The sequence below is a fragment of the Clostridioides sp. LIBA-6622 genome, from assembly GCF_056716095.1.
Map to the genome: position 1 here is coordinate 2,425,833 of NZ_CP196998.1, position 26,643 is coordinate 2,452,475.

General features: G+C 27.8%; 21 protein-coding genes and 1 pseudogene. 6 read left to right on the forward strand and 16 right to left on the reverse strand.

What is annotated here, in order from left to right; all coding sequences use genetic code 11:
• Positions 1 to 37: 37 nt before the first annotated feature.
• Entirely contained in the window at positions 38 to 529 is a 492-nt protein-coding gene (locus tag ACTG47_RS11655) for a MarR family winged helix-turn-helix transcriptional regulator (protein ID WP_479924671.1), read from the reverse strand.
• A gap of 585 nt (positions 530 to 1,114) precedes the next feature.
• Here ACTG47_RS11655 and ACTG47_RS11660 point away from each other — a divergent pair.
• A pseudogene (locus ACTG47_RS11660) lies at positions 1,115 to 2,071 on the forward strand (transglutaminase-like domain-containing protein).
• A 182-nt stretch (positions 2,072 to 2,253) separates the two neighbouring features.
• Here ACTG47_RS11660 and hflX read toward each other — a convergent pair.
• The 5 genes from hflX to ACTG47_RS11685 form a co-directional block, all read right to left on the reverse strand.
• Positions 2,254 to 3,519, reverse strand: coding sequence for a GTPase HflX (hflX, locus tag ACTG47_RS11665; protein ID WP_479924672.1), 1,266 nt, complete (start codon positions 3,517 to 3,519; stop codon positions 2,254 to 2,256).
• A 639-nt stretch (positions 3,520 to 4,158) separates the two neighbouring features.
• Positions 4,159 to 5,991: an ABC transporter ATP-binding protein gene (locus tag ACTG47_RS11670; protein WP_479924673.1), complete on the reverse strand. Its 1,833-nt coding sequence runs from the start codon at positions 5,989 to 5,991 to the stop codon at positions 4,159 to 4,161.
• The gene (locus ACTG47_RS11675; protein WP_479924674.1) at positions 5,984 to 8,230 is read right to left on the reverse strand and encodes an ABC transporter ATP-binding protein; all 2,247 of its coding nucleotides are present in this window, start codon (positions 8,228 to 8,230) and stop codon (positions 5,984 to 5,986) included. The genes ACTG47_RS11670 and ACTG47_RS11675 overlap by 8 nt, the downstream gene beginning before the upstream one ends.
• 67 nt (positions 8,231 to 8,297) lie before the next feature.
• Entirely contained in the window at positions 8,298 to 8,759 is a 462-nt protein-coding gene (locus tag ACTG47_RS11680; protein ID WP_169465849.1) for a MarR family transcriptional regulator, read from the reverse strand.
• Positions 8,760 to 9,055: 296 nt separating this feature from the next.
• Positions 9,056 to 9,622, reverse strand: a complete 567-nt coding sequence (locus tag ACTG47_RS11685; protein WP_169465847.1) for a beta-class carbonic anhydrase — start codon at positions 9,620 to 9,622, stop codon at positions 9,056 to 9,058.
• A 691-nt stretch (positions 9,623 to 10,313) separates the two neighbouring features.
• Here ACTG47_RS11685 and ACTG47_RS11690 point away from each other — a divergent pair.
• The 3 genes from ACTG47_RS11690 (at position 10,314) to ACTG47_RS11700 (ending at position 11,818) form a co-directional block, all read left to right on the forward strand.
• Complete coding sequence (locus ACTG47_RS11690; RefSeq protein WP_169465845.1) at positions 10,314 to 10,652, forward strand: helix-turn-helix domain-containing protein; 339 nt, start codon at positions 10,314 to 10,316, stop codon at positions 10,650 to 10,652.
• 12 nt (positions 10,653 to 10,664) lie between these two features.
• Positions 10,665 to 10,991, forward strand: coding sequence for a helix-turn-helix domain-containing protein (locus tag ACTG47_RS11695; RefSeq protein ID WP_254176313.1), 327 nt, complete (start codon positions 10,665 to 10,667; stop codon positions 10,989 to 10,991).
• A gap of 149 nt (positions 10,992 to 11,140) precedes the next feature.
• Positions 11,141 to 11,818, forward strand: a complete 678-nt coding sequence (locus tag ACTG47_RS11700) for a hypothetical protein (RefSeq protein WP_479924675.1) — start codon at positions 11,141 to 11,143, stop codon at positions 11,816 to 11,818.
• Positions 11,819 to 11,886: 68 nt separating this feature from the next.
• Here ACTG47_RS11700 and aroD read toward each other — a convergent pair whose 3' ends face one another.
• Positions 11,887 to 12,654: a type I 3-dehydroquinate dehydratase gene (gene aroD, locus ACTG47_RS11705; protein WP_479924676.1), complete on the reverse strand. Its 768-nt coding sequence runs from the start codon at positions 12,652 to 12,654 to the stop codon at positions 11,887 to 11,889.
• A 281-nt stretch (positions 12,655 to 12,935) separates the two neighbouring features.
• Between aroD and ACTG47_RS11710 the strand changes: the two genes are divergently transcribed.
• Positions 12,936 to 13,841, forward strand: coding sequence for a LysR family transcriptional regulator (locus tag ACTG47_RS11710; RefSeq protein WP_479924677.1), 906 nt, complete (start codon positions 12,936 to 12,938; stop codon positions 13,839 to 13,841).
• Positions 13,842 to 13,907: 66 nt separating this feature from the next.
• On the opposite strand, the gene ACTG47_RS11715 is transcribed toward ACTG47_RS11710, so the two are convergent.
• Positions 13,908 to 15,119 (reverse strand): GNAT family N-acetyltransferase, encoded by a 1,212-nt coding sequence (locus tag ACTG47_RS11715; RefSeq protein WP_169465838.1) that lies wholly within the window; start codon positions 15,117 to 15,119, stop codon positions 13,908 to 13,910.
• Between the two features lie 429 nt (positions 15,120 to 15,548).
• Between ACTG47_RS11715 and ACTG47_RS11720 the strand changes: the two genes are divergently transcribed.
• On the forward strand, positions 15,549 to 16,181 hold the full coding sequence (locus ACTG47_RS11720) for a CatB-related O-acetyltransferase (RefSeq protein WP_479924678.1): 633 nt from the start codon (positions 15,549 to 15,551) through the stop codon (positions 16,179 to 16,181).
• A 163-nt stretch (positions 16,182 to 16,344) separates the two neighbouring features.
• Here the strand turns inward: ACTG47_RS11720 and ACTG47_RS11725 are convergent, their stop codons facing one another.
• From ACTG47_RS11725 to asrA, 8 genes are all read right to left on the reverse strand, one after another.
• Positions 16,345 to 18,345 carry an oxidoreductase gene (locus ACTG47_RS11725; protein ID WP_479924679.1) on the reverse strand — a complete coding sequence of 667 codons (2,001 nt, stop codon included), beginning with the start codon at positions 18,343 to 18,345 and terminating at the stop codon, positions 16,345 to 16,347.
• 257 nt (positions 18,346 to 18,602) lie between these two features.
• The gene (locus ACTG47_RS11730) at positions 18,603 to 19,472 is read right to left on the reverse strand and encodes a radical SAM protein (protein ID WP_169465833.1); all 870 of its coding nucleotides are present in this window, start codon (positions 19,470 to 19,472) and stop codon (positions 18,603 to 18,605) included.
• Between the two features lie 96 nt (positions 19,473 to 19,568).
• Positions 19,569 to 20,432, reverse strand: a complete 864-nt coding sequence (locus tag ACTG47_RS11735; protein WP_169465831.1) for an alpha/beta hydrolase — start codon at positions 20,430 to 20,432, stop codon at positions 19,569 to 19,571.
• Between the two features lie 222 nt (positions 20,433 to 20,654).
• Complete coding sequence (locus tag ACTG47_RS11740) at positions 20,655 to 22,673, reverse strand: FUSC family protein (protein WP_479924680.1); 2,019 nt, start codon at positions 22,671 to 22,673, stop codon at positions 20,655 to 20,657.
• A gap of 273 nt (positions 22,674 to 22,946) precedes the next feature.
• Positions 22,947 to 23,723 carry a formate/nitrite transporter family protein gene (locus ACTG47_RS11745; protein WP_479924681.1) on the reverse strand — a complete coding sequence of 259 codons (777 nt, stop codon included), beginning with the start codon at positions 23,721 to 23,723 and terminating at the stop codon, positions 22,947 to 22,949.
• A 53-nt stretch (positions 23,724 to 23,776) separates the two neighbouring features.
• On the reverse strand, positions 23,777 to 24,748 hold the full coding sequence (asrC, locus tag ACTG47_RS11750) for a sulfite reductase subunit C (protein ID WP_479924682.1): 972 nt from the start codon (positions 24,746 to 24,748) through the stop codon (positions 23,777 to 23,779).
• A 13-nt stretch (positions 24,749 to 24,761) separates the two neighbouring features.
• Entirely contained in the window at positions 24,762 to 25,553 is a 792-nt protein-coding gene (asrB, locus tag ACTG47_RS11755) for an anaerobic sulfite reductase subunit AsrB (RefSeq protein ID WP_479924683.1), read from the reverse strand.
• Positions 25,554 to 26,561 (reverse strand): anaerobic sulfite reductase subunit AsrA, encoded by a 1,008-nt coding sequence (asrA, locus tag ACTG47_RS11760; RefSeq protein ID WP_479924684.1) that lies wholly within the window; start codon positions 26,559 to 26,561, stop codon positions 25,554 to 25,556. It abuts the gene before it with no gap.
• Positions 26,562 to 26,643 lie beyond the last annotated feature (82 nt).

A 26,643-nucleotide genomic window follows, 5' to 3' on the forward strand; every position in this document is an offset into this window, starting at 1 on the left:
TTGATGTCATACAAAGTTGATTTTTCACTTCTCTATTTTATAAATTATTATCTTCTACATATTCTCTTACATGCTCAATTCCTCTACTTAATTTCATAATTCCAAAAAACAATTGTTCTACTTCTTTTTCTGTAAAATCTTTAAATAAAAGCTCTAATACTTTAATTTGCATATCTCTTACTCTTTCTGAATACTCTTCTACTTTATCCTTTGTTAAAAGGCAAGTCGCTCTTGAATCTTTTTCATTTTTCTCAATTTGCACAAACCCTTTTTTTTCTAAAGCAATAGCTAATTTTTTTACATTTTGTCGTGAGCATCCCATAAGCTCTCCAAGCTTAGTCAATGTCACAGTCTCATCTATAGATTCTGCAATTGCTAAAAGTAACCATTGTTTCATTGTGAGTTCTTGGTCTAACTTGTCACATGCAGTTTGAAGTTTATTTTGCATTACAAATAGATTTGTAAATATAGCTTGTCTCCTACTCTCATCATCCACCACAATTTTTTCCATTAAAGTTTCTATATCCATTTTTATCCCTCTCTATATGCTAACCCTTAAACTTTCCATATTATTTGTAAATAGTAACTAGTTACCTTTATTATAGTAATTAGTTACTATTATGTCAATAATTTTATTTTTGTTATATCATCAACTGATATGTTATTGCATCCTTTTCTTTCATGTTTTTCACAGTACATCAAAACTATAATTTCTAAAAAATGTATTGAATATATATATTATAATATGCATAATGTTTTTTGAGAGGACTGTATAAAGTGTATACATTATTTATTTTAACTATATTATTAAAATTCCCCTTACCTTCACAATTGACAATGATTGTATAATTGCCACTCAGCATACAGTTCAATAGTTTCAGATATATTAATAACTATCACTTTTTCATGTTGATGACAAACATACTAATTTGATAGTTATATTGTATACGAATTATATGGTAAAATCCGAACAGATTTTCCATAAAAACTAAACATCCATGACTGTATAAATGGGTATCTCTTTATGTTGACAATCTACCTTTTAAATCTTAAATGTGTTTAATTAATGGTAGGCAACAGTAAGTAAAAATATCTTATAAATGAAGATACTAATATGAATAAATTTAAGAAATTAGCCACCAAACTATTGATTACAACAATGGTTTTAACATCAGGTATGAGTGCAACAGTTTATGCTATGACGACCAAAGAAGTAACAGAAAAGACACCAAAAAGCTATATCGCTGGAACTAATAGCATCTATGTTCCAAAACTGTCACAAAACCAACTAAATGCAGTAGCACAAGCAACATCTGACTTTGTGAGCAGAGAAATCATAAGATACATTCCCACAGATACCAAGATTAAAATTGCCTATGATTATGTTAAAAATAACACAACATATGTTTACTGGAATGCAGTAGAAGGAGCCAATACTGCCTATTCATTGGTTACAAAAAAGGGTGCATGTTCTGGAATGAGTAGAAGCTTTAAAGCCTTGTGTGATGCTATGGGTATTTGTATCATGTAGATATTGATGCTAATAAATCAGCGGGAAAGGATGTCATATATAAGAGCCTTACTCATCCATTAAAATTTGATATGTCAATATACCCAGCGGTTGGAGGAATCTTGATAAACCAGTACCAAATGGAACACATATCCTTCCAGTAGAACATCCAGGAGCTAAACTCAATGCACAGTTTGGAAATAATATCAATACAAAAACTAAAATGCGTTCTGGTGTTTCATGTAATGTAATTAACTCATCAACAAATACATTTAAATACAAAGGCAAAACTTCAAATTTAAACTCAGCAAATCTCGAGATTTCTGTAATAGGATTTATTGAAACAAAATATGGTATTTTTACATTAGCTCCAGATTATAATCCTGTTACCTATACCTTTAAATATGATAAGCCATTTTCTCCAGATTTTAATGGAAAGAAACTTTCTGAAGCAGCATTATCGAAATACTGCAAAAAAATAATGTTATTATTAAAGTAGATGTCACTGATAAAACATCTGATATTGGGTTATATCAACAGATGTATGTTATATATGAATAGTAGAATACAACTGTATTTTCTATAATTATAATGTGAGTTTTAATTTTTCACAGAACAATTATCATATATAAAAAGGGTTCTTAAGAACCCTTTTTATATATTTATATTTTATGAGTATAATTTAACTCAATTTCAAACTATTTGCATTAAATACATTTTAATTTATATCCTTTTTTTAAAATCTACTCTAAAACATATTTTCTGTACTTATTATACTCTATATCACTACATTCAACATCTAAAACAGTTCCTTCTTCGGTGTATTCTGTACTTATTATGCTTGCATTATCATTAAAATAAGATGCTATATAACCCTCACTGTATGGGATTAAAATCTTACATCTTATATAATCCTTAAATATACTATTACAAATACATTTTATCATTTTGTCCATATTTATATCTTTTTTTACTGAAACAAATATTCCATCTATATCGTCCACAATATTATTTAAAACTGCTTCGCCTATTAAATCAACTTTATTATAAACATTTATCATAGGTATACAGTCTGCACCTATTTGTTTCAAAGTATCTTCAGTCACTTTAATATGATTTTTGTAGCTTGGATTTGAAATATCAACAACATGTAATAATATATCTGCTTCACATGCTTCTTCTAAAGTTGACCTAAATGCCTTTACTAAGTCATGTGGAAGATTACTTACAAACCCAACCGTATCAGATAATAAAAACTCTTTGTTATTTGAAAGGACTATATTCCTAACAGAAGTCTCTAACGTAGCAAATAGCATATCTTTCTCAAAGACTTTTTTTTCTTCAGAATTTTTAAATGTGTCCACTAATTTATTCATAATTGAAGATTTACCAGCATTTGTATACCCAACTAAAGCAACATTTGGAAGATTTGATTTTCTCCTCATACTTCTTTGGGTTTCTCTTTGAAATTTTAAATCATCAAGTTCTTTATTTAGAGAAGTTATCTTTTCTTCTATTCTTCTACGGTCAAGTTCTAATTTTTTCTCACCAGAACCTCTATTTTTAGTACCAACTCCACCACTTTGACGTCCTAAATTTTCATTTGAACCTGTAAGCCTTGGTAACATATATTTTAAACTAGCAACTTCTACTTGAAGTTTAGCTTCCCTAGTTTTTGCTCTCTGTGCAAATATATCAAGTATTAATGCTGTCCTATCTATAATTTCACAATTAAGCTTTTCTTCAAGGTTTTTGAGTTGTGATGTAGAAAGTTCATTATAAAATACAACTATATCTGCATTTTCTTTCTTTATTAGGTTTAATAATTCATCGACTTTGCCTGTCCCAATGTAATATGCTCTATTGACTTGCTTTGCATTTTGAATTATACTTCCCACAACATCAATATCACATGCTGAACATAAGTTTTCAAGTTCAATCATCAGTTCATTAAAATCCTCAGATTTATTATTTATATTTAGTCCTACTATTATTCCCTTTTTTGCCATATCCATATTCTCCTTATCTGCTATTTTTATTTGATATATAGCACGAGATTATGGCTCTATAATTAAATTCATTAAGAATTATACCTTTATTTTATCCTTAAATGACACTTCTAATTTAACATTATAATAACCATAATCGTGCATTATTTTCTCAATCTTATAGAAAAAATCACTTTCATACACCCCCTCTCAATTATATTATGTAGTTTTTTCAATAAAAAAACTCCTTACAAATCTAAGTAATAAAAACAAGCTACTTATATCATAAGAAGGATTAAAATTCTAAATATATATTAAAAATATGCCAATTTAATTGACTAACATGTAATTATCATATTATATTTAACCCAATTCTTAAATTTAAGTAGTTTTTTACATGATTAATAAAAGTAATAGAAATATACACCTTTATACAATCAACAACTATTAAAATTAAATTTTACTTATAATAAAATTTAAAGAATACGATTAAATATACATTTTGATAACCACCTCCAACATTTTCCTTATTACATAGTATAATAAAATACATACTTTGTAAAGACATAAAATAATAGATAAGACTATACTTATAAAATATAATCTTATCTATTTAGTTTATCTTAATAAATTACACATCTATTCTAAAGAAATTTTTTGTTACATTGCTTCATCTTCTTCAAATTGAGAATTATAAAGATTGGCATAGAACCCGCCTTTCTTTAGAAGCTCCTCATGATTTCCTTGCTCAACTATATCTCCTTCATTCATAACAAGAATCATATCAGCATCACGTATAGTTGATAACCTATGAGCTATAACAAAACTTGTTCTGCCTTCCATAAGATTATCCATAGCCTTTTGAATCAATACTTCTGTTCTAGTATCAACAGAACTTGTAGCTTCATCTAATATTAGTATTTTAGGGTCTGCTAAAATAGCACGAGCTATAGTCAATAATTGTTTTTGACCTTGAGAAACGTTACTTGCTTCTTCATTTAGTTTCATCTTATATCCATCTGGTAATGTCTTAATAAATCTATGAACATGTGCAGATTTAGCAGCCTCTATAACTTCTTCATCTGTAGCATTTAGCTTACCATATCTTATATTTTCCATAATAGAACCACTAAATAACCATGTATCTTGAAGAACCATACCAAACATTTCTCTAAGTTCACTACGATTGAAATCTCTAATATTATGCCCATCAATCAATATTGCACCACTATTAACATCATAGAATCTCATTAAAAGTTTAACTATTGTAGTTTTACCTGCTCCTGTAGGTCCAACAATGGCAACTTTTTGACCTGGTTTAACATTTACTGAAAAGTTATTTATTATAGTCTTATTTGAATTATATCCAAAGTTGACATTTTCAAAATCAATTTTTCCTTCTAAACCATCTATTGAAACTGCATTTTCAACAATTTGATCTTCTTCTTCTTCTTCTAAAAACTCAAATACTCTTTCAGAAGCTGCTGCTGTTGATTGTAGTAAGTTAGCAACCTGTGCAATCTGAGTCATAGGTTGTGTAAAGTTTCTTACATATTGTATAAATGATTGTATGTCTCCAACCTCAATTGTTTTCTTAATTGCAAGCCAACCTCCTAAGATTGATACCATTACATATCCTAGGTTTCCAATAAACATCATAAGTGGTTGCATTATCCCTGATAAAAATTGAGATTTCCATGCTGAATTATACAAGTTATTATTTAATTTATCAAACTCTTCAATTACTTCTTCTTCACGGTTAAATGCTTTTACTATTGTCTGACCACTGTAAGTTTCCTCAACTTGACCATTTACATTTCCTAAATATTCTTGTTGAGACCTAAAGTATTTTTGTGATTTTTTTACTATTCTCGAAATTACAAACATTGATATTGGTAATATTAAAATTGCTACCAATGTCATAATACCACTTATAGATAACATCATTATCAAAACACCTATCATAGTTGTCACTGATGTTATAAGTTGTGTCATACTTTGATTTAAACTTTGGTTTAAAGTATCTATATCATTTGTAATTCTTGATAATATCTCACCATGTGTCTTAGTATCAAAATATTTCATTGGCAATCTATCCAATTTTACTGAAATCTCTTTTCTTAAGTTATAGGATACTTTTTGAGAAATCCCACTCATTATGAACCCTTGTATAAAAGAGAATAATGCACTTATCAAGTAAAGACAAAGTAAAAATATTAAGATTTTTCCAATTGCATTAAAATCTATACCTACATTACCTCCAGAAACTTTGCTCACTAATCCTTCAAATATCTTTGTAGTTGCCTTACCTAAGATTTTTGGACCTACTATAGAAAATGATGCACTTCCAATAGCAAATACAATTACCAAAATTATTGATACTTTAAATTTAGATAAATATGCAATTAGTTTTCGCATAGTTCCTTTAAAATCATTTGCTTTTTGCCCTGCTCCCATAGATTTTCCCATAGGACCTTTTCCCATTCTACTCATTACCTAGCTCCTCCTTTGAAAGTTGTGATAAAGCTATTTGCTCATAAACTTCGCAATTTTTTAGAAGCTCTTTATGCGTTCCTATTCCAACTATTTTTCCTTCATTTAAAACGATTATTTGTTCTGCATGCAAGATTGTGCTAATTCTTTGTGCAACTATTAGTACTGTACTTTCAGCAGTTTGTGATTTTAAAGCCTTACGAAGAGCTGCATCAGTTTTTAAGTCAAGAGCTGAGAAACTATCATCAAATATATACACTTCTGGATTTTTTGCTATTGCTCTTGCAATAGAAAGTCTTTGTTTTTGACCTCCAGATACATTTGTTCCACCTTGAGAAATTTCAGTTTTAAAAGCTTCTGGCTTAGAATCAATAAATTCTGTAGCTTGAGCTATTTCAGCTGCAGTTCTCATTTCTTCATCTGTTGCGTCTTTTCTACCATATTTTAAGTTGGATTCTATAGTACCAGAGAATAATACTCCTTTTTGAGGTACATATCCAATTTTTTCTCTTAAATCATGTTGAGAAACATTTTTTATATTAACTCCATCAAGTAATATTTCTCCCTCTGTAACATCAAAGAAACGAGGAATTAAATTTATAAGAGTTGATTTACCACTACCAGTGCTTCCTATAAATGCAGTTGTTTCTCCTGGTTTTGCTGTAAAAGATATATCTGTCAATATAGGTTCCTCTGCATCTGGATACATAAATGAAACATTTTTAAATTCAACAAGACCTTTTTTATCTTCTTCAAATCCTTGCACTTCTGTTTTTTGAGGGTCTTTAATACTTATATCTGATACTAATACTTCATCTATACGTGTAGCTGAAACAGATGCTCTTGGAAGCATAATAGATACCATTGATATCATTAAAAATGACATTATTATCTGCATTGTATATTGTATAAATGCCATCATATCTCCAACTTGCATTGCCCCAGAATCAACACTATATGCACCTCTCCAAACTATAAGAACTGTGATAAGGTTCATTATAAGCATCATAGCAGGCATCATACATGTCATAACTCTATTTACAAAAAGATTTGTTTTAGTTAAATTCTTATTTGCTTCATCAAATCTTTCTTCTTCATGTTTCTCAGTACTAAAAGCTCTAATAACTGGGATACCAGTTATTATTTCGCGACTTACTAAGTTTAACTTATCAACAAGTTTTTGAACTAGTTTGAACTTAGGCATAACCACTGAGAATAACACTACTATTAATGATAAAATAGCAACTACTGCTACTGCTATAATCCAAGCCATCGAAGTATTTGTATTTAAAACTTTTATTACTCCACCTATAGCCATTATAGGTGCATAGAATACTATTCTAAGTAACATAACCATTAACATTTGTATTTGTTGAATATCATTTGTACTACGAGTAATTAATGAGGCTGTAGAAAACTCATTCATCTCAGTATTTGAAAATGACATAACCTTTTTAAAAACTCCACTTCTTAGATTTCTACCTACACTTGCTGCTACTCTTGCTGCTAAGAATCCTACTGTTATTGTAGCTACCATACTAATCATAGCTATACCAAGCATTTTAGCTCCAGTAAGTAATATATAATTATTTTGAGTTTTTTCTGTATCAATACCTATTTTCTCATACTCTGCCTTCACATATGATACTGAACTTTGTGTTATCATACTTTCTGGCATACCTTCAAAACCTTTACTCATCTCTTTAGTTAATGTGTCTAATTGCTCTTTTGGCATCGCTGATAACAACTTAAATATATCAATATCTCCACCTTGAGTAGCTTGTGGTGGAAGTTGGCTCATTAGTTGAGATTTCATTGCTTTTACTTCTTTACTATCACCTTCAAGTCCTGATACTATTAAAATAGCTTTACCAAAGATAGAATTTAAATCATCTATAGTATCTTTATCTTTAGTGTTTAACTTATAAAGAGATTCATCTTTTAGACCTGGATAATTATCTTTATATTTACTATAATCTTCTTTATTTAATAACGTATAATTATCTAATACTTTATCCTTACTACTTTTATCCATGAATAAAGTAATTTTATCTAATTCTCCCTTTCTAATCACAGATGGAACAGAGTTTTCTACTCCACCTTGTTGTATACCTATATTTACTATATTGGATGTGTATTCTGGTAAAGAAAGGTCACACACTGCTTGAACTACCAATAGACATACTATTACCACTATTGATAATGCTGACTTCTTTAAATATTTAATTAATTTAAACATACATTTCTTCCCTTCTGTAATATTAATTAGTCTAATGACATTAAATTGAAAAATATCATTTTAAAATTTAAAAATATTTTTCATCCTCAGGTTTATGACATCCTGCTTTTAAATTATCTCTTACTTGCATTAGGAGTCTTCTAAGTACTATTTTTTCTTCTTCACTAAATCCTAAAAAGAATTCTCTTTCTAATTCCTGATTAAATTCTTCAACTTTATTACATGTTTCTAGACCTTTATCTGTCAAAAAAATCCTAGATACTCTTTGATCTTTTTCATCTTGTTTTCTTTCTACGAGTCCAGCTTTTTCCATTCTCTTTATCATAACTGTAGTAGTTGATGCTTTTACTTTTCTTTTATCTGCTAATTCTTTTTGACTTTGCCCATTCTTCATCTTTAGTGAAAAAAGTATTTGTGGCTGACCATGATATAAGCCTAATTTATCAAAATAAAAATGCGTTCTTATAAAATATATTCGCATTAATTGCAAGAAAACATCATTCAATTTTTCTTCAGAATTACTATTCATACTTCCCCTCCTTATTTTTATATTACTTAGTCGGCTAACTGTTATTCTACTATATCATATACTTTTTTTCAATATATTTATAAAAAATTCATATAAATTTCATTTATTAAATATTTTTCCACTGTTTAGTTATAATTTTAATAAATAATAGTAAGTTTTTTAATTAGTCGACTACTTATATTTTTTATTGAAAAGCTTAAAATAAACCTTTTCATATATTTTCAAATAAAAAAGTTGTTCCAAGGTAAATTTGAAACAACTTTTATCCAGCACTATATTATTGCTTATATAATATTCTATTTATCTTCATATCCATTCACAACGATGTCTAATTTTCCAGTTTCTGGTGATATTATTAGACCGTGTACAATAATTCCTTCAGGAATCAAAGGATGCCCTTTTATTAAATTAATACTATCTTTTACAGATTCTTCTGCAGAATCAAATCCATGTAACCATTGCTTTGTATCAATTCCAGCACTACGAAGTGTAAGTATTACATCATTAGATATTCCTCTATCTAAAATTTTACTAAGTAATTTATCTGTATCAACATTACACATCCCACATCCATGATGCCCTACAACTATAACCTCATCTACATCAAACTCATAAATTGCAACAAGAATACTTCTCATAATACTGCCAAAAGGATGCATTATAGTAGCTCCTGCATTTTTTATTAGCTTAACATCTCCATTTTTTAAATTCATAGCTTTAGGCAAAAGTTCAGTTAATCTTGTGTCCATACAAGATAAAACTACTATTTTTTTATTTGGATGTTTTGATGTTGCATACTTTTCGTATTCTTTGTTCTCTACAAATGATTTATTATACTCTAATATCTCTTCAAGTTTTCTCATAGGTACTCTCACTCTCTTTAAAAATTTTTTTATTATTATATCACTATTGAACTACAATATATATATATATAACGTAATTTATAGTTATTAAATATTTTTATGAAATTATCACTCTGCCATAATATTAAATATAACTTATGTTTATAAAGATTTGCATATTTATTTTTTTATTATCGAAACTAATATCATACAATTTTATTATTTATTTAATTATATATTTTTATGAAATGTTATTGTATAAACTATCTTCTATTATAATTGCTTTTCTATTTTACATCTATTTATTATATTTAAAAATATCAACTCTACTAATACACTAGCCATGTTTTAAATACTTATCAAAAAATTTTCTACATATTCTAATCATCTGATATTGTCAAATCCAAAATTATTTAAATTTTCAAAATATATTCTACATATATAATATGTAATTACAATAAAAAATGCTATAATTAACATATTATTAATTCGTTTTATTATTGTAGTACGGGTATGAAATTATAAAAAATATTTGTCTAATTAAGAATATGATTTATCCATATTTATTTATTGTAGATACAGACTATGCAAAATAAATAGCATATATTTCAGTTTAAAAACATATATAGTCTATATTCAGACTAAAAAAGTATAAATAGTCTATATAAAACAACTTAAACTATGAATATAATCTAAGGTGGAGGGATAATAATTGGCAAATATAGGAAAAATAATAGGAGATAGAATAAAAGTCTATAGAACAAAACTGGGATATAGTCAAGAATTTCTAGCAGAAAAAGCAGGTTTACATACAACATATATTGGTCAGATTGAAAGAGCTGAAACAAATACATCCATCAATATTATAATGAAAATCGCTACTGCTTTGAATATACCACTTGAATTGTTATTTGCAAATATTATTACAGCAGAAGGCATTGATAACTCTATACCTTTGGAATGTTATGAAATGATTAATAAACTAACTGAAAAAGAACAAGCCACAATGTTAGAGTTAATAAAATGCATTATTAAATACAAAGAAATATAAGTGAGGAAAGTAATGACAGTAATGAATTGTATAGGTAAAAGACTTAAAGAAGAACGTAAAAAAGCTAATTTAACTTCAAAAGAGTTTGCAAATATGGTTGGAGTATCACCTTGGTATATAAATCAAATAGAAAGTGGTAAGAAGAATCCAAGTCTTAAAACATTCATAAAGTTTGTAAGTGTATTAAATATCTCTGCAGATACTCTTATAAAAGATATTACTCCCATTGGAAAGACATATTTAGAAAATGATATAAATGAAGTGTTAAAAGACTTAAATTCGAGAGAGCTAAATCTGATATTGCAGATTATAGATATAATAAAAAAGAATAGAATATGATTCTTTATATTTTATATAAACAAAAAGGTTATTTGAAATAAATAACCTTTTTTTGTCTTTTTGTGTTAACATTGTCTTATAGTGCTAATTAGTACTATTAGACCATGTTCTATGGCCTTATTTTAATATAAAACGATTGGGGATAGGCTATGATTGTGATTGAAGGTAGCGATAAATTTAAGCTTGCAAAAGAATATATTGATGTAGAATATACTCTTTTTAGCAAGATAACTCTTAGGTATGAAAAGTTGAAATTTAGAGATAACACTGAATTAGAAAAAATCAAGATGTTTAAATATAAAAATGACTACATACTTAATAAATTAAACCTTATTTTGGGAAACGAGCTCTGCTCTTATAAGAAACAGATAATTAGAGAAACTGTAGATACTCTAAGACTGACAGAACTTTTTTCAAGTGACAATATAGAAGATATTAAATTTATAAAAAACGATATAGAAAAGTTAGAAATTAGTATAGAAAAAATTGTAAAATTTAAACGTCGAAAAAACAGGAGTTATGTTTGTTGTTATTGTCCTGATATGTATAGGGATGTAAAACTAGATAAAGAATCTATCAATAAGATATATAATAGAAAAATAAAAATTGAAAAAGAAGTTAATATTTTTGAAGATGAAGATATTACAATAAACAAAAAAGTATTTAAATTCCCAAAATCTTGGACTAAAAATATGCAAAAATATTGGTTAAATGAAAATAAGTATCCTGTACATTCTAGTGTAATGGATGATGATAGATACAAATGCTGTAATGTACAATACTCAAAAAACAGAGTAATACTCTTATATTATATATATAATTTATAGTGTTTTAATGGCATATTTCAAATATGCCATAGTTGATTTATAAGATATTACTTTTCATGTTTTTTAAATCATTTAATACTCTTATGTAATAAACTAAGTACTGAATTTAATTCTTTAAATGATATTTGTCCTGGTGCTGAACTATTCTTAGAAGCTCCAAAAGTCAATGCAGAGCCAAATATTTCCCCACACAATCGACTTATAACTCCCATTCCTGACATGGACATTGTTATTATTGGTCTATCTGCATAAACTCTAGCCATTTCATTCGTAGCTTCAAGTAACACTAATACATCATTTTCACTTTGTGGCATAACAGCTATTTTAGGTAAATCTGCTCCTAACTCCTGCATTCTACATAAACGAGATATAATTTCTTCTTTTTTTGGTGTTTTATAAAAATCATGATTAGAAATGATTACTTTCACTTCTTTTTTGTGAGCAAAACCAACTATTTCATCTATAATTTCATCACCTATAAATAACTCCACATCTATCAAATCTACTAGACCTGTATTAGAAATCTCTTTATTCAATGTAATATAATAATCTTTCGATATTGATTTTTCTCCTCCCTCTACTACATTTCTAAATGTAAATAGCAAAGGTATATCAGATATGTAACTTCTTAATTCATGAAGAGTCTCCTTAACTTCTTGAATGTCTTCCACACTCTCAAAAAAATCAACACGCCACTCTATAATATCCAAACAAGTTTCTTTTAATGATTTAACCTCCTTTATAATATCTTCTTTATTTTTGCCTATAATTGGTACACAAATCTTAGGAATGCCCTCTCCTATATTAACATTTTTTACTTGAATTTTCTTTTTCATACTCTCCTCCATACATAAAAATCCTATAAAATTTTAAATTCTCTTTTCTCCACAATTTTATTATACAGTAAAATGATATACATTATATATAATAAATCTTATATATTAAATGTATTTATAGTTGAATTTACTATGATACCTTATAGTTTCCATAATACTCTTTAAATTGCATTTAATAGAATATATATTATTCTCGATGTTGATAGAATTAATCTACAAATTATGGTATAATCATGTAGAAATAACTCGAATTTCACTACTTATGAAGGGATTGAATATCAATGAACCTAAATCATTTGCATTACTTCAGAGTTTTAGCTAAAGTTGAGCACTATACAAAAGCAGCTACTCAATTATCTATAACTCAACCAAGCTTAAGTCATGCTATATCGGCTCTTGAAAAAGAATTGGGTACTTTTTTATTTGAAAAGCAAGGCAGAAATGTTCGCCTTACTAAATATGGCAAATTTTTTCTAACCTATGTTGATAAAGCATTAGGTGAATTAGAAAGAGGAGAAAAAAAACTTAGAGAATATACTAGTATATCAAAAGGTGTTGTAGACCTAGGATTTATTTACACATTAGGAGCTCACTTCATTCCAAATATAATTGGTAGTTTTTTAGAAAAAGAGTCAAATAAAAGTATCTCATTTTCATTTGGTCAAGGTACTACAAAGAAGATTATACAAGGTCTAAAGGATGAGAAGTTTGATTTAGCATTTTGTTCTTTCGTTCCAAATGAACCCAATATAGATTTTACAGCTATACTTCAAGAAGAATTGGTTGTAATAGTACCATACAGTCATCCTTTAGCATCAAATGATAGTATAGATTTAAAGGATACAAAAGATTATCCTTTTATATTCTTCAGTGAAGATAGTGGTATTAGACCAATCATTGATAATCTTTTTGAAAAAGTCAATGTAAAACCTCAAATTATCTGTGAGACAGAAGAAGATACTGCTGTTGCAGGACTAGTCTCCATTAACTATGGAATAGCTGTTGTTCCAAATATCTTTGCACTTAAATACTTTAATGTAAAAATTTTATCCATAACAAATCCAATACACGAAAGATATATATATTTAGCTACAATGAAAAATAAATATTTAACTCCTGCTGTTAGTGGATTTAAGAATTTTGTTATTAATTATAGCAAAACCAATAATTTAGTAGATATAAACTAAAAAACGAATTAGAAAAGGGATTGTATCATATACTATGACACAATCCCAGGTAAATTTTAAAATTTATTAAAAATAATCTGAGAAGTACGGATTTTCACGTTCAATAAGATTTTCTAATAAAACTACTGTATCTTTATCACAAATAATTCGCTTTATTTTATGAAGATATGTTGGTCTTTTATAGCTAAGTAACATAGTTGTAAGTGTTTGTATATCAACCTCTAAATCAGCCTTATCACCACCAACAGTCAAGGTACCTTTCCCATCTTTAGAAACATTTAATGTAAATACTCCTGTATTCCAATCTAGTAAAGGGTCTTTCAACTGAAAAACTAATTTTACATCACTTTCTTGTCTTTTAAATGGGTACTGACTTATAAATTGCTCTATATCAACAATTCTTCCCATAAAATAAGGTTTTACATTTTCTTCAATATCCCCATCTTCAAGTAAAAATGCCAATGGCTCATCTGTATATGTATTGCCAACTACTTTATTTATCATTGAAAAATGAGCACTTATAAAATTCCATAATCCTGTACGTGCTTCTTCTTCTACAAATACCATCTCTTTAATATAGAATATTTCTTCAGAAATCCAATACAATACATAACCTTGTGCGTTATGATTTTTATCATAATAAATAGCGCAAGTCAGTTCTTCTAAATCCCAACGCCAATATTCTTCCCAAGCTAATTCACTTCTAATCATGCAAGCATGATTCATTTTAGAAAAACGTTCATAGACACTTCGTATATCTTTATGCTCTATGTTTGCACGTTTAACTTCTCCTGAAACAACTTTTGTTTTTGGTAACTGAGTATCTTTAATTTCAAAAGATATTTTATCAGATATTATTTCCCATCCCTTACGACGGTAGTATGGAATTGAATATGGGAATAAGTAAGATATAGATTGTTTTCTTTCTCTCATATCTGCTAATGCTTGTCTCATTAGTTTATCCATAAGACCTAGATTAGAATATTCTGGATATGTTCCAACACCAGTAAGACCACCCATATCATATTCTTTACCAAATATATTGATTTTAAATGGATAAACAGCTATTTGAGATACTAGTTTATCCTCATCAAACCAACCAAGTACATCAGCTTGTCTTAATACAGGTAGTTTAGCAAGAGTTATTTCTCTTTCTTCCCAACCTACTTGTTGTAAATCATGGTTTGTCACTTGAAATACATAACGTAACAATTGATTGAATTCTTGTAAATGCTTAGTTTCTACATTCTTCATTTCGAGTCTCTCTAGTCGACTCATAATAAAACCTCCTAAAAATAAGTACATATAAATACTATCTATTTACTTAACATAGATAATAAGATTATACAAATACTAAGTTAATATTTATATAATCTTAATTCTACCATACACAAGATATTATAGTCAAATCACTATTAAAAATTAAGTATGTATCAGATACTCATGTAAATACTCATACCTTTAAAATCAAAAATTATTTTTTATTTAATCTATACTAAGTGGTTGCAAGTTTTATTGTCTTGATATATAATCAACTAAATATACAATTGTTATAAAATGTTACATAGTCAAAAGTCTGTTTTTAAATATAAAATATATGGATTTAAATCTAAATATAAGTGCTATTTAAGGAGTGATTCTGTGAAGAGATGTATTGTAGTAATGGAATAGTCAAAACATAACATATTATAAAGGAGAGATTTAGACATGACTATTCCAAATTCAAATAAAATATACCCAAGAAGTAATGATTATCAAACTGTGTACCTTAAAAATGTAATCACAAAAGAAAATATAGAAGTTGGAGATTATACAATATATAATGACTTTTATAATGACCCAAGAGATTTTGAGAAAAACAATGTATTATATCATTACCCTATAAATAACGATAAATTAATAATTGGTAAGTTTTGCTCAATAGCATGTAATTCAAGATTTTTAATGACTAGTGGAAATCATACAATGAAATCACAGTCCACTTATACATTTCCTATCTTTTATGAAGAATGGGGATTAGATATCAGCCATATAACAGATGCATGGGATAATAAAGGCGATATTGTAATTGGAAATGATGTATGGATAGGATATGATTCCATAATTATGTCAGGAGTACATATTGGTGATGGTGCTATTATTGGAACAAGAGCTGTAGTTACTAATGATGTTCCACCATATTCTATTGTTGGAGGCATACCTGCAAAAGTCATAAAAAAAAGATTTAGTGATAATACAATTTCAAAGTTATTAGAAATTAAATGGTGGAATTGGCCATACAAAAAAATTCAATCAAACATTCAATATATTCAATCAGGAGATATTGATAAATTAGTTTAATATTTGTTTACTATTTATATTAAACTTAATTTTAATGATTCTCTTCATAAAGAATTATTTAGAACTATTATATTGTCTTTAATATATGTGAAATTAAAATAGTATTAAAGTCATAATTAAAAAGTAAAGTAACTTTATACAAAGTTACTTTACTTTTTATTACCTATAAAAGATTTAATTTTTCCAAGATTGTTATTATATTTCTTCCTTCTCTAACTCCATCTATTATTCTTCTAGCAATTTTACTATCTCCTATGTTTAGAATTTCCACATTTCTTGGTTCAAAATATTCCTTTAAATCATTTAAAATTGGTTTATTAGGACTCATCCCCAAGCATATAAATCCATAATCAAAATCTAGTAAAAATTCTTCTTCATCTTTCTTTACTTTGAAAGTATCTTTCCCAACTTCTAATAATCGTGTATTTGTATATACATCAACATTATAATCTTTTAACATTTTATTCATTGTCACCTTCGTTATAGGGTCCAAATCTCTACCTACTACTGGCAACATCTCAACTATACAAGTTTTGGCCTTATTTTCTGAAAAGAATTCTACAACATCTAACCCAACAGCACCTCCTCCAACAACAACTACTTTCTTATCTTTCAAATCTTTCATTTTAAAAGATTCTATATCATCAAATAGTTTGAATATTGAACTTACATTTTCTCCTTCTCTGTCTATTTTATCTAATAAGCCAGTTATTGGAGGAATCAATGCTCTTGAGCCCGTAGCATTTACTATTATGTCTGGTTTTAAATTTTCCAAAAATCTAATATCAGCTTTTGTATTTCTAAATATAATTAAATTTTTTAATTTATTAACTCTTTGTATCAAGTACTTTGGAAAGTCATATATTCTCTTTTTATCTGGAAAAGTGGATATTTCTTTAGCAAGCCCACCTATCTCTTCTTTTTCTTCTAATAGAAATACATTACATCCTACTTCGGCCGCTGTGGCTGCCGCTTCAAGACCAGCAGTTCCGCCTCCTATAACAACTACATTTGTTTTTTTGTTTACCTTCCTTTGCTTATATTCTTCTCCATTTATTAAATCTGGATTTACTGTACATCTAATAGGTCTATTTGAGCCAATCCTATTTCCTGCACATCCTATATTACATGAAATACATTTTCTTATTGAATCCTCTTTACCATTTTGTACTTTTTCAACCCAATTAGAATCAGCTATGAGACCTCTACCAATACCTATAAAATCTGCTTCAGCATTTTCAAGTATTTTTGATGCTATTTCTGGATTTCTTATATTTCCTGTTACTATGGTTGGTCTACCAAACTTTTCTTTAACTGCTTTAGATATGTACGAACGCCATCCATCTTCTAGCGTCATCTTATCTATTTGAAACTGTATAGAGTCATTTAATGCTACTGATACATTGTACATATCCACTTCTTCATCTAAATATTCTAGAAGTTTTAGAGTATCATCCAAAGTATTTCCTTCTTCTATAAATTCATCAGCACTTATCCTTAGAGATATTGGAAATAATGGACCTACCTCTTCTCTGACTCTATCAATTACTAGTTTTGCAAATCTACTCCTATTTTCAATATTTCCACCAAATTCATCAGTTCGCTTATTATAAATTGGAGATAAAAATTGACTTATTAAGTATGAATGACCTGCATGTATCTCAACTGCATCAAATCCTGCTATTTGAGCTCTCTTAGCTGCCTCTCCATATTTTTTTGCAATATTTAAGATTTCTTCTACATCTAGTTCTCTAGGAATTGTTCCCCCTTTTTTTGAAGGTACATTTGAAGAAGATACTGGAACTAAACCATCTATCCTATCTGGAATAGCAGAAGCTCCTGAATGATTAATTTGTATTGCTACACATGTATCATACTTATGTAAGGTCTCTGTTAACTTGTATAAAGCAGGTATATATCTATCATGGTCTATTCTTATCTGTGTTGTTCCATTAGAACCTAAAGGAAAATCTACACAAGCATTTTCTACTATTATAAGCCCTGTTCCTCCTTTTGCTCGTTGTTCATAATATTTTATATGTTCATCTTTAAATTCTCCACTTTCACCACCAAAGTTTGTTCCCATTGGTGGCATAACTATTCTATTTTTTACATTCATCCTTTTTATAGTTAATGACTCAAATATATTTTGATATTTTTTCATTCCTATTCCTCCATACATTTTATATTTGTAATTTTTATAAATTAAATTTATGTATTTATTATAATGCGAGGCAATCTATTAAACTAGTGCATATTTTAGTCATTATTAATAGATTTTTTCTATGAATTGTAATTCTATCTTTTCACAAAAAAATCATGCTACATTAATAGCAAATGACTATTAATGTAGCATGATTTTTTTATTCTAAATAAATTTAGCATTTTACTTATCAATCAATATGTATTGCTAAGTAAAAACTACAATCTTCTATATTCTTCTCTTTTTAGGTTTTGGTTACTTAGAGAGTAGTCAATCTCATCAATTAAACGTTGCTTATCATCAGGTAATATACCCTTTAAGTTAACATAATTTGATGCGTGATTACTTCTAAATACAATTTTTTCACTGGCATCTATATTTTTTATCATCTCTTTAATTTCTTGTAATACAGCTTTATCTTCTAAGATTGTAAACTCCCCTGCCTGAAGTGAATCATAAAGTTCAGTATTAGGTTCTACCATTAAACTAAGTACACCAACGTAGTCTGGAGAAATTGCTCCTAACATTTTTCCAGTATCCACTGCATGCTGATGTGTTTTTTTAGTTCCTCCAATACCTGCTATTACTGTAGATGATAATTTGATACCACTTTTTTTAACTTTTCTACCAACTTTTATCAATTGTTCACTATTGAATCCTTTTTTAATATCTTCTAATACATCATCATTTCCACTTTCAAGCCCTAAATAAATCATCTTAACACCAAGACCTCTTAACTCTTTAAGTTCATCATCAGATTTTTTCTCTATAGACTTAGGAGAACCATATAAAGTAATTCTTTCACATTCTGGAAAAACTTCTTTTATATATAATATAATATCTCTTAATTTTTCCATTGGTATTATCAATGCATCTCCATCTGCTAAAAATATTCTTTCTACATGTCTATAATGTCTTCTAAATATATCAACTTCATTTTTTATTACTTCTAATGGCTTTATTTTAAATTTTTTTGATTTGTACATACTACAAAATGTACATTTGTTGTGAGAACATCCTAGTGTGACTTGTATTATAAGACTATAAGCCTCACTTGGTGGTCTATATAGCGGCATATCATATTCCATATTAAAATCCCCCTTGTAATCGAATCTTCATTCTATTATATTATTAATATTTAATTAAAATAATACTTTATATAATTATAGACTTTAAATTTTAATTTAAGATATATTCTTTAAAAATTTAATAATACTATTAGCAGTAATATTAAGTTGCTTTTCTTGACTTATAATAGCATCGTTATCTCCTTTTTGTTTTCCATAATCTCCAAATTGTGCATGATTTCCACCTTCAATTTCAACATAAGTTGTATCATCAGGAAGTTTTTGTTTTGATTCTACAAGACTTTTAAAATTGACTACACCATCTTTACTTCCCCATATAGATATAACTTTTTTGCCTAGCTGTTTCAGCTCATCACCCATTGGATAAGAAGATAGAAATACAACTCCATCGATTAATTTATTATCACGTGCAAAATTTGCTGCTGCAACTCCTCCTAACGAATGGCCTCCTATTACCCAATGCTCTATATTGTTGTAAGAATCCATAACTTTCTGAGCTTTGTTGGTTCCAAGTAATGCTATGTTAAGTGGCATCTTTACAATTACTACCTCATATCCACTTTCTGCTATTTTTCTAGCAAGTGGCGCATAGGATTCTATTTCTACCTTAGCTCCTGGATATAAAATAAAACCCTTAGAAACTTTTCTTCCTTTTGGTGTAAATGAAATGTTTCCATTTACAGTTACCTCTACTTTGCTATTACTAACCAAAGCTTCTTTTGCTAGTTTTTGAGGTTCATATGTTTTATTTATCCATATGAAAAAACCAAGTAAAATCAATACAAATAGTATACCTATTCCCTTAAATATTTTATTCTTTATATTAAATTTTTTATTCTTCTTATTATTTTTATCATCTTTGTTTTCAACCTCATCATAAAGTAAAGGTCTCTCAAGTTCCATAGTTATACTAAATGTATCATATTTCTTATCACGCTTTACCTTTACATCTTTACTCATAAATCTAACCCCCATAATATTTGAATACTATTATAGTTTATCCTAAGTAAATTGTTTTTTCAACCAATGAAAAAAATCAATATTTTAACTATTTTCATACAAAATTCATAAATATATGTTTTTCGTTTTCTATAGACCCTTTTTTTAATCCTCTATAAAAGAAATAGTCATATAATTTATTACAAATATATGACTATTCTTTGGTCTAATTAAATCAAATATCTATGCTACCTCTTCTATTGAAACTCTAGTGATATCACTTATTCTATACATTTCTTTGACACCATTTAAAGTCTGTAACAAATTTAGACAAATTATCTTGTCACCTATATTCTTGGAATTTTTGATACTTTCTAAAATTATCATTCTACCTTCATCGTATTTGTCTGCATTGTAATTTGAAATATAATTAGTATCTCTCAATATTTTTTCTATATCTTCATCTTTAATTTTATTTTTGTTAATATTTATATATAAATTATACATATTACTTATTAGTAATTTCTGATTTTCCAAAAAATCTTCTTGATGTTTATCTTTATATATAGCATTTATCAACATAAGTCTATCTTCAATAAGTGATGGTACCAATAATAAATTCTTTATATAGTAAGCATCAGTCACATTTTCTATAGAATTATTGACTTCATCAATTATATTTTTAACTATGCCTTTATACATATCTATAACATGTTGATAACCTGTTTTAGCATCATATGGTAATATAAACTTATTTACTATTAATGCAATAATGGCTCCTAACGCCACATATGAAATTCTGCTTATAGTTAAAACATTTGGGTCTCCCATAACTACTGCTGAACCAAGAGCTGAGACAGTTACACACATCATTAATTTTCTGTAATCAACTACATAAGAGTTTATATATCCTGCTAAGAGAACTATTAATGACCTTAAAGTACTATCTTTTATTATTGAAAATGACACAATAAATATTATAGCTCCCACAAGTGTACCTTCTATTCTTTTTCTAGACCTTTGAATACAATTTTCTGCATATGGTTGTGTTAATGAGAATACAGTTAACATTATCCATCTTCCATCTCTCAAGTGGAAATAATCCATAATAAATCCAGCTATAGCTGTAGCTAAAGCAATCTTTACTGCATAAGAAAATCTTATAGAATTTAAATTAAAGTTTTTCTTATATATCGATAGTCGTTTAAATTCTTTAGGTATCTTTGATTTTCTTTCAGCCTTTTTTTCATCTCTTGTTTTCACCTTTTTATAATCCACTAAAAATTCATATAAATTTTCTAACACACTATAAATTTCTTTTAAATTTATATTTTTAGTATCTTGAGCAATAACATAATCTCTAAATCCTAATATCTCTTTATCAGTTATCTTATCTTTATTTTCTAAGCACATCTTGATATAGTTTACTTCTTTAAACCCTACAGCTAATACATCAGCTTTACTATTAATGCTACTTTCCTCTACAATATTTTTTATATCTTCATCCTCAAACTCTTTACTGTCTTTTTTATATCTGTCCAGTATTAAATTTATTCTTTCTAATGAAAATAAAATATTTATTATGTCTATTCCTTTAATACTGATATAAAAGTCATCTTTTCTATTATCAAAAATAACCATTTTAAGGCTTTTGGATATAGAGTTTATTCTATAATTACAACTATCTATTTTTCTAATATTAGGTTTATTTATAGAATTATCATCATTAATAATATTTTTTAAAAGACCAATTTTTTCTAACAATTCATCACATATAGATATTAGTTCTTTATCACCCACATTTTTCATCCTATTTCTGTTCATAACAAACTGGGCAATCATTATTGTAACTGCACCAATAGCTAAAGCCGATAATCTCATAGGAAATTCATTTATTCCTACAGGTATACTTACCATAAATATGTACATTAGACCAAAAGGTACATATACTGCTCTTTTTAGGTCATAACTAAATATATATCCTATTATAAATAATGCTATAAAATTTAATAAAATTCCTAAATACATATTTTGTACTGCGAAAAATGATAATACTCCTAAAATTATATTTATTGCTAAATATTTCAGTAAATTTTTAATTGGAGAAATAGTTAAATCTCTTTCTAATAGTGTCAACATAGCAGTTACTATACCTACACCTATTAGTGTATTCTTACTTCCAAATAAATATATAAATATAGAAATAAATGCTATTATAAAAATAAACATTTTTGTTTTTGATATTACCAGTTTTTTTGTCATTATATCCCCCCTAAAAATTTCAACAAGACCTATTTTATCACATTTGTTGCCTTATTCAAAATCGTCTTTTTTACGGGAGGATTCTAACTTTTACAATTCAAACAATATATATAATTCATATTATTACATACTTTATTATGTATATGTGCTATACAAGTTCATATGCTCCCATATATTTTTTCTTTCAAATATTTTTTTAAAAAATAAAAATAACTCCCTTAATAATACTAAAATTATATTTATTAAGAGAGTTATTTTGTTTATACAATAAATTTATTTAAGTTTTTCTTTCCCTAATATATAAGTACCCAGCCCCATAAAGAAAGCTCCTCCAACAATATTTCCAAGTGTCACAGCAACTAAATTATAAATAGCTCCTCCAATACTAACTGTGTTTATTGCTGATGAAAATAATGAAACACTATAAACTGTCATATTTGCTACACTATGCTCAAAACCTGATGTTATAAAAGCAAATAAACATAAGAATATCATAATTATTTTCGCACTATCACTATTAGTTCTAAATGAACATAACACTGATACACATACTAGGATATTACATAAAATCCCTCTAAAGAAAAGAGCCATAAATGGCATCGAAGCTTTACTTGCTGCTGTATTTGCAAAAAATTCAGCCACAGGCCCTTTGTCTACTAAACCAGTTCCTACAAATATAAGACCTAAAATCAAAGCTCCAATTAAATTTCCCACCCAACTGTATATCCATATCTTCAAAGTATCTTTTATACTTACACCTTTATTTAACATGCCAGCAGACATAACCATATTATTACCAGTAAATAGTTCTGTTCCTGTCATTACGACCAAGCTAAGTGCTATTGCAAATGATAATCCCATTACTATCTTAGTCATAGGTGAACCTGCATCAGTTAAAAGTCCCCCAATAGTAAATATCAAAAGTATACCTATCCCTACATAAAGGCCTGCAAACGCAGAAGATACCAAATATTTTACTTTACTCTTATTTAATAAATTTATTTTATTTATAGCTGCATTAGTTAATTTATCTAAAGTCTCCTTATGCATATTTCCCTCTTCCTTCTATCGAATTTTTTAATTTATTCAAATATATACTTTACTTATAAATATTTAACTCCACTCCAGTATATATTTTCATATATTTTAGTTATTTCTGGAAGTTGAACACCTTCAAGTGCCCATTTTTTAAACTCCATAAATCCGGTTCTATCAATTATATATCCTATATGCTCTTTTCCTCCTGGTGCATCTTTGTCTATATACTTTTCTACATATTTATAAGTATTAAGTATTATCTTTATTATGCTATCTTCATCTGCCCACAAAAGAAAATCTTCTGCTAGTCTAGGATTTCTCTTTCCTGTTCTACCCATTATGGCTAATCGATAGTATTTTTTTTCATCTCTAGTCCATGCATTTGTTGGACAATTAAGCACACATTCTCCACATCCTATACATTTATCTCCATCTCTTACAACTTTATTATTCTCTGTTTTTAATGCTCCAACAGATATTTTAGAACATTTTTTTACACAAGCTCCACAATTTACACATCTATCTTTTTCATATACTGGTAAAGCCATGCCAATAATTCCAAAATCATTCATTCTAGCTTTTATACAATCATTTGGACATCCAGTTAAAGCTACTTTAAAATGTAAATCATTTGGAAATATTGCTTTTTCTATTCTTTTAGCAAATTCAGTTGTATTATACTGTGCTTTTGGACAGACCTTATTTCCTATACATGCTGCTATATTTCTTGTGCCTGCTGCTGGATACCCTGCATTTTTCTCATTTTGATTTATATTCATTTTTTCAATTACAGGTTGTATAATTTTATTTATCGCTTCCATATCTTCCATATCTATACCTAATATTTCAAATCCCTGTCTTGTAGTTATGTGTATCTGACCATTACCATATTCACTTGCAATTTTAGAAACTATAGTTAAACTCTCAGGGTCAATAAGACCACCTGGTACTCTAACTCTTAAAGAAGTTTTATATTTTGTTTTTGTAATTCTATAAGCATTTTTCATTACCTTTTTAGTATTTAAATCTCTTATCACAAATTCCGCCCCCCTAATCAATAAGATTTTTAGCATATGAATAATCAAATACTGGTCCATCTAAGCATATATAAGTATCATCCATCTTACAGTGTCCACATTTACCTATTCCACAACACATTTTTCTTTCATAAGAAACCCAAATATTTTTTTCATCTAAATCTCTTTTCAGGAATTCTCCTACTGTAAATTTCATCATCATTGGAGGTCCAACTACAATTGCAGAAGTATTATTTATATCTTTTATATCCAATTCTGGTATGTATTTTGTTACTAATCCTACGTTTCCACTATACTCTTCATCTGCTCCATCTACAGTAACTAAGATATCAAGTTTTTCACTCCATCTTTTTAAATCTTCTGCAAATAAAACATCTTTTGGTGATTTAAATCCTACTATTAACTTAAATTTTTCACATTTTTCTTTATTGTTATAAAAATGTTCAACTATTCCTCTTACAGGAGCTAAGGCACTTCCTCCTGCTACTACTACAATTTCCCTTCCTTCATAAAGAGATACATCAAATCCATTTCCATAAGGCCCTCTTATAAAAAAAGAATCCCCTTCTTTATAATTAAATAACTCACTAGTAACTTTCCCTACATTTCTTATTGTGAAATCAATATAATCTTCTCCATACCCTGATACTGATATTGGACTTTCACCATATTTAGGTATAGATATCTCATAGAATTTTCCAGGCAAGACACCTTTTGTATCACAATTTACTCTAAAAGTCCATTCTTTATCAGTGTGTTTAATTATATCTAGTATTTTTGCACTTACTGGTATATATGAATTCATTTATATCTCCTCCTTACTAGTTACTAAATCATTTATTTTTTCTATACATTTTGAAAATGATATGTATTGTGGACAGGCATCATCACATCTTCCACACCCAACACACATATGATATCCAAATCTTTTTTTGAAATCATTAACTTTATGCATAGCTTTAAATCTCATTCTTTCACCTTGTTTTTTTCTAAAAGAATTTCCACCTGCTATATCTGTATATCCATCCACTTGGCATGAAGCCCAAACTCGTCTTCTTTCACCTACATTCTCATTTTCCTTATAAAAAATATCCTGCATTGTGAAACATGAACATGTTGGACATACAAAATTACATCTACCACATCCAATACATCTTGTATCATATTCATCCCATATTGAATTTCCTATCATTTCACTTGAATCAATATTCTCTGGTACATCTACAGAAATTAGATTTTCAGTTACATAATTAACATTAAATTCAACAGGTTCTCCATTAAATACTTCAAATTCACTATCTTTTACATCTAAATATAGAGTGTCTCCTTCTATATTTAGTCCAATTGAATAATTATCAGTTTTATTAGAATCCATACTTACACAAAAACAATTTCTAAAGCTTTCTTTACATCCTACAAGTGCAAACTTTACTTTTTCTCTAATGTTTTTATAAAAATAATCTTTCTCTTCTCCATTATTTAAATATATTTCATCAAGTCTCTTTATCCCATTTATGTCACAAGCTCTTAAGAAAATTAAAATTTTCTTATCGTCTAAATCGCTTTCCTTAAACTCTTTTTCAGTAAAATAAAATAAAACTTGATTTATAGGGAGCACTACTTCTTTTGGTGAAAAATTTGCCTTTTGAGCAAACTCCATTTCTTCGAAATCGTTTACCTCTTTGTATCTTATTGTATCAGTATCTGAAAAAGTACCTTTAAATGGTATTAAAACTGGTGCAAATATCTTGTAATCTTTTTTTAGATGCTTAAGACCTTCATTGAATTTAGATGAATCTAATTTTAATTTCATTTTTATCACCTTTCTTATATTTTAAATTTACTTACTTGTTATCTTGTTTAAATCTTAACACTTTATTTTCTATACTTCTGTG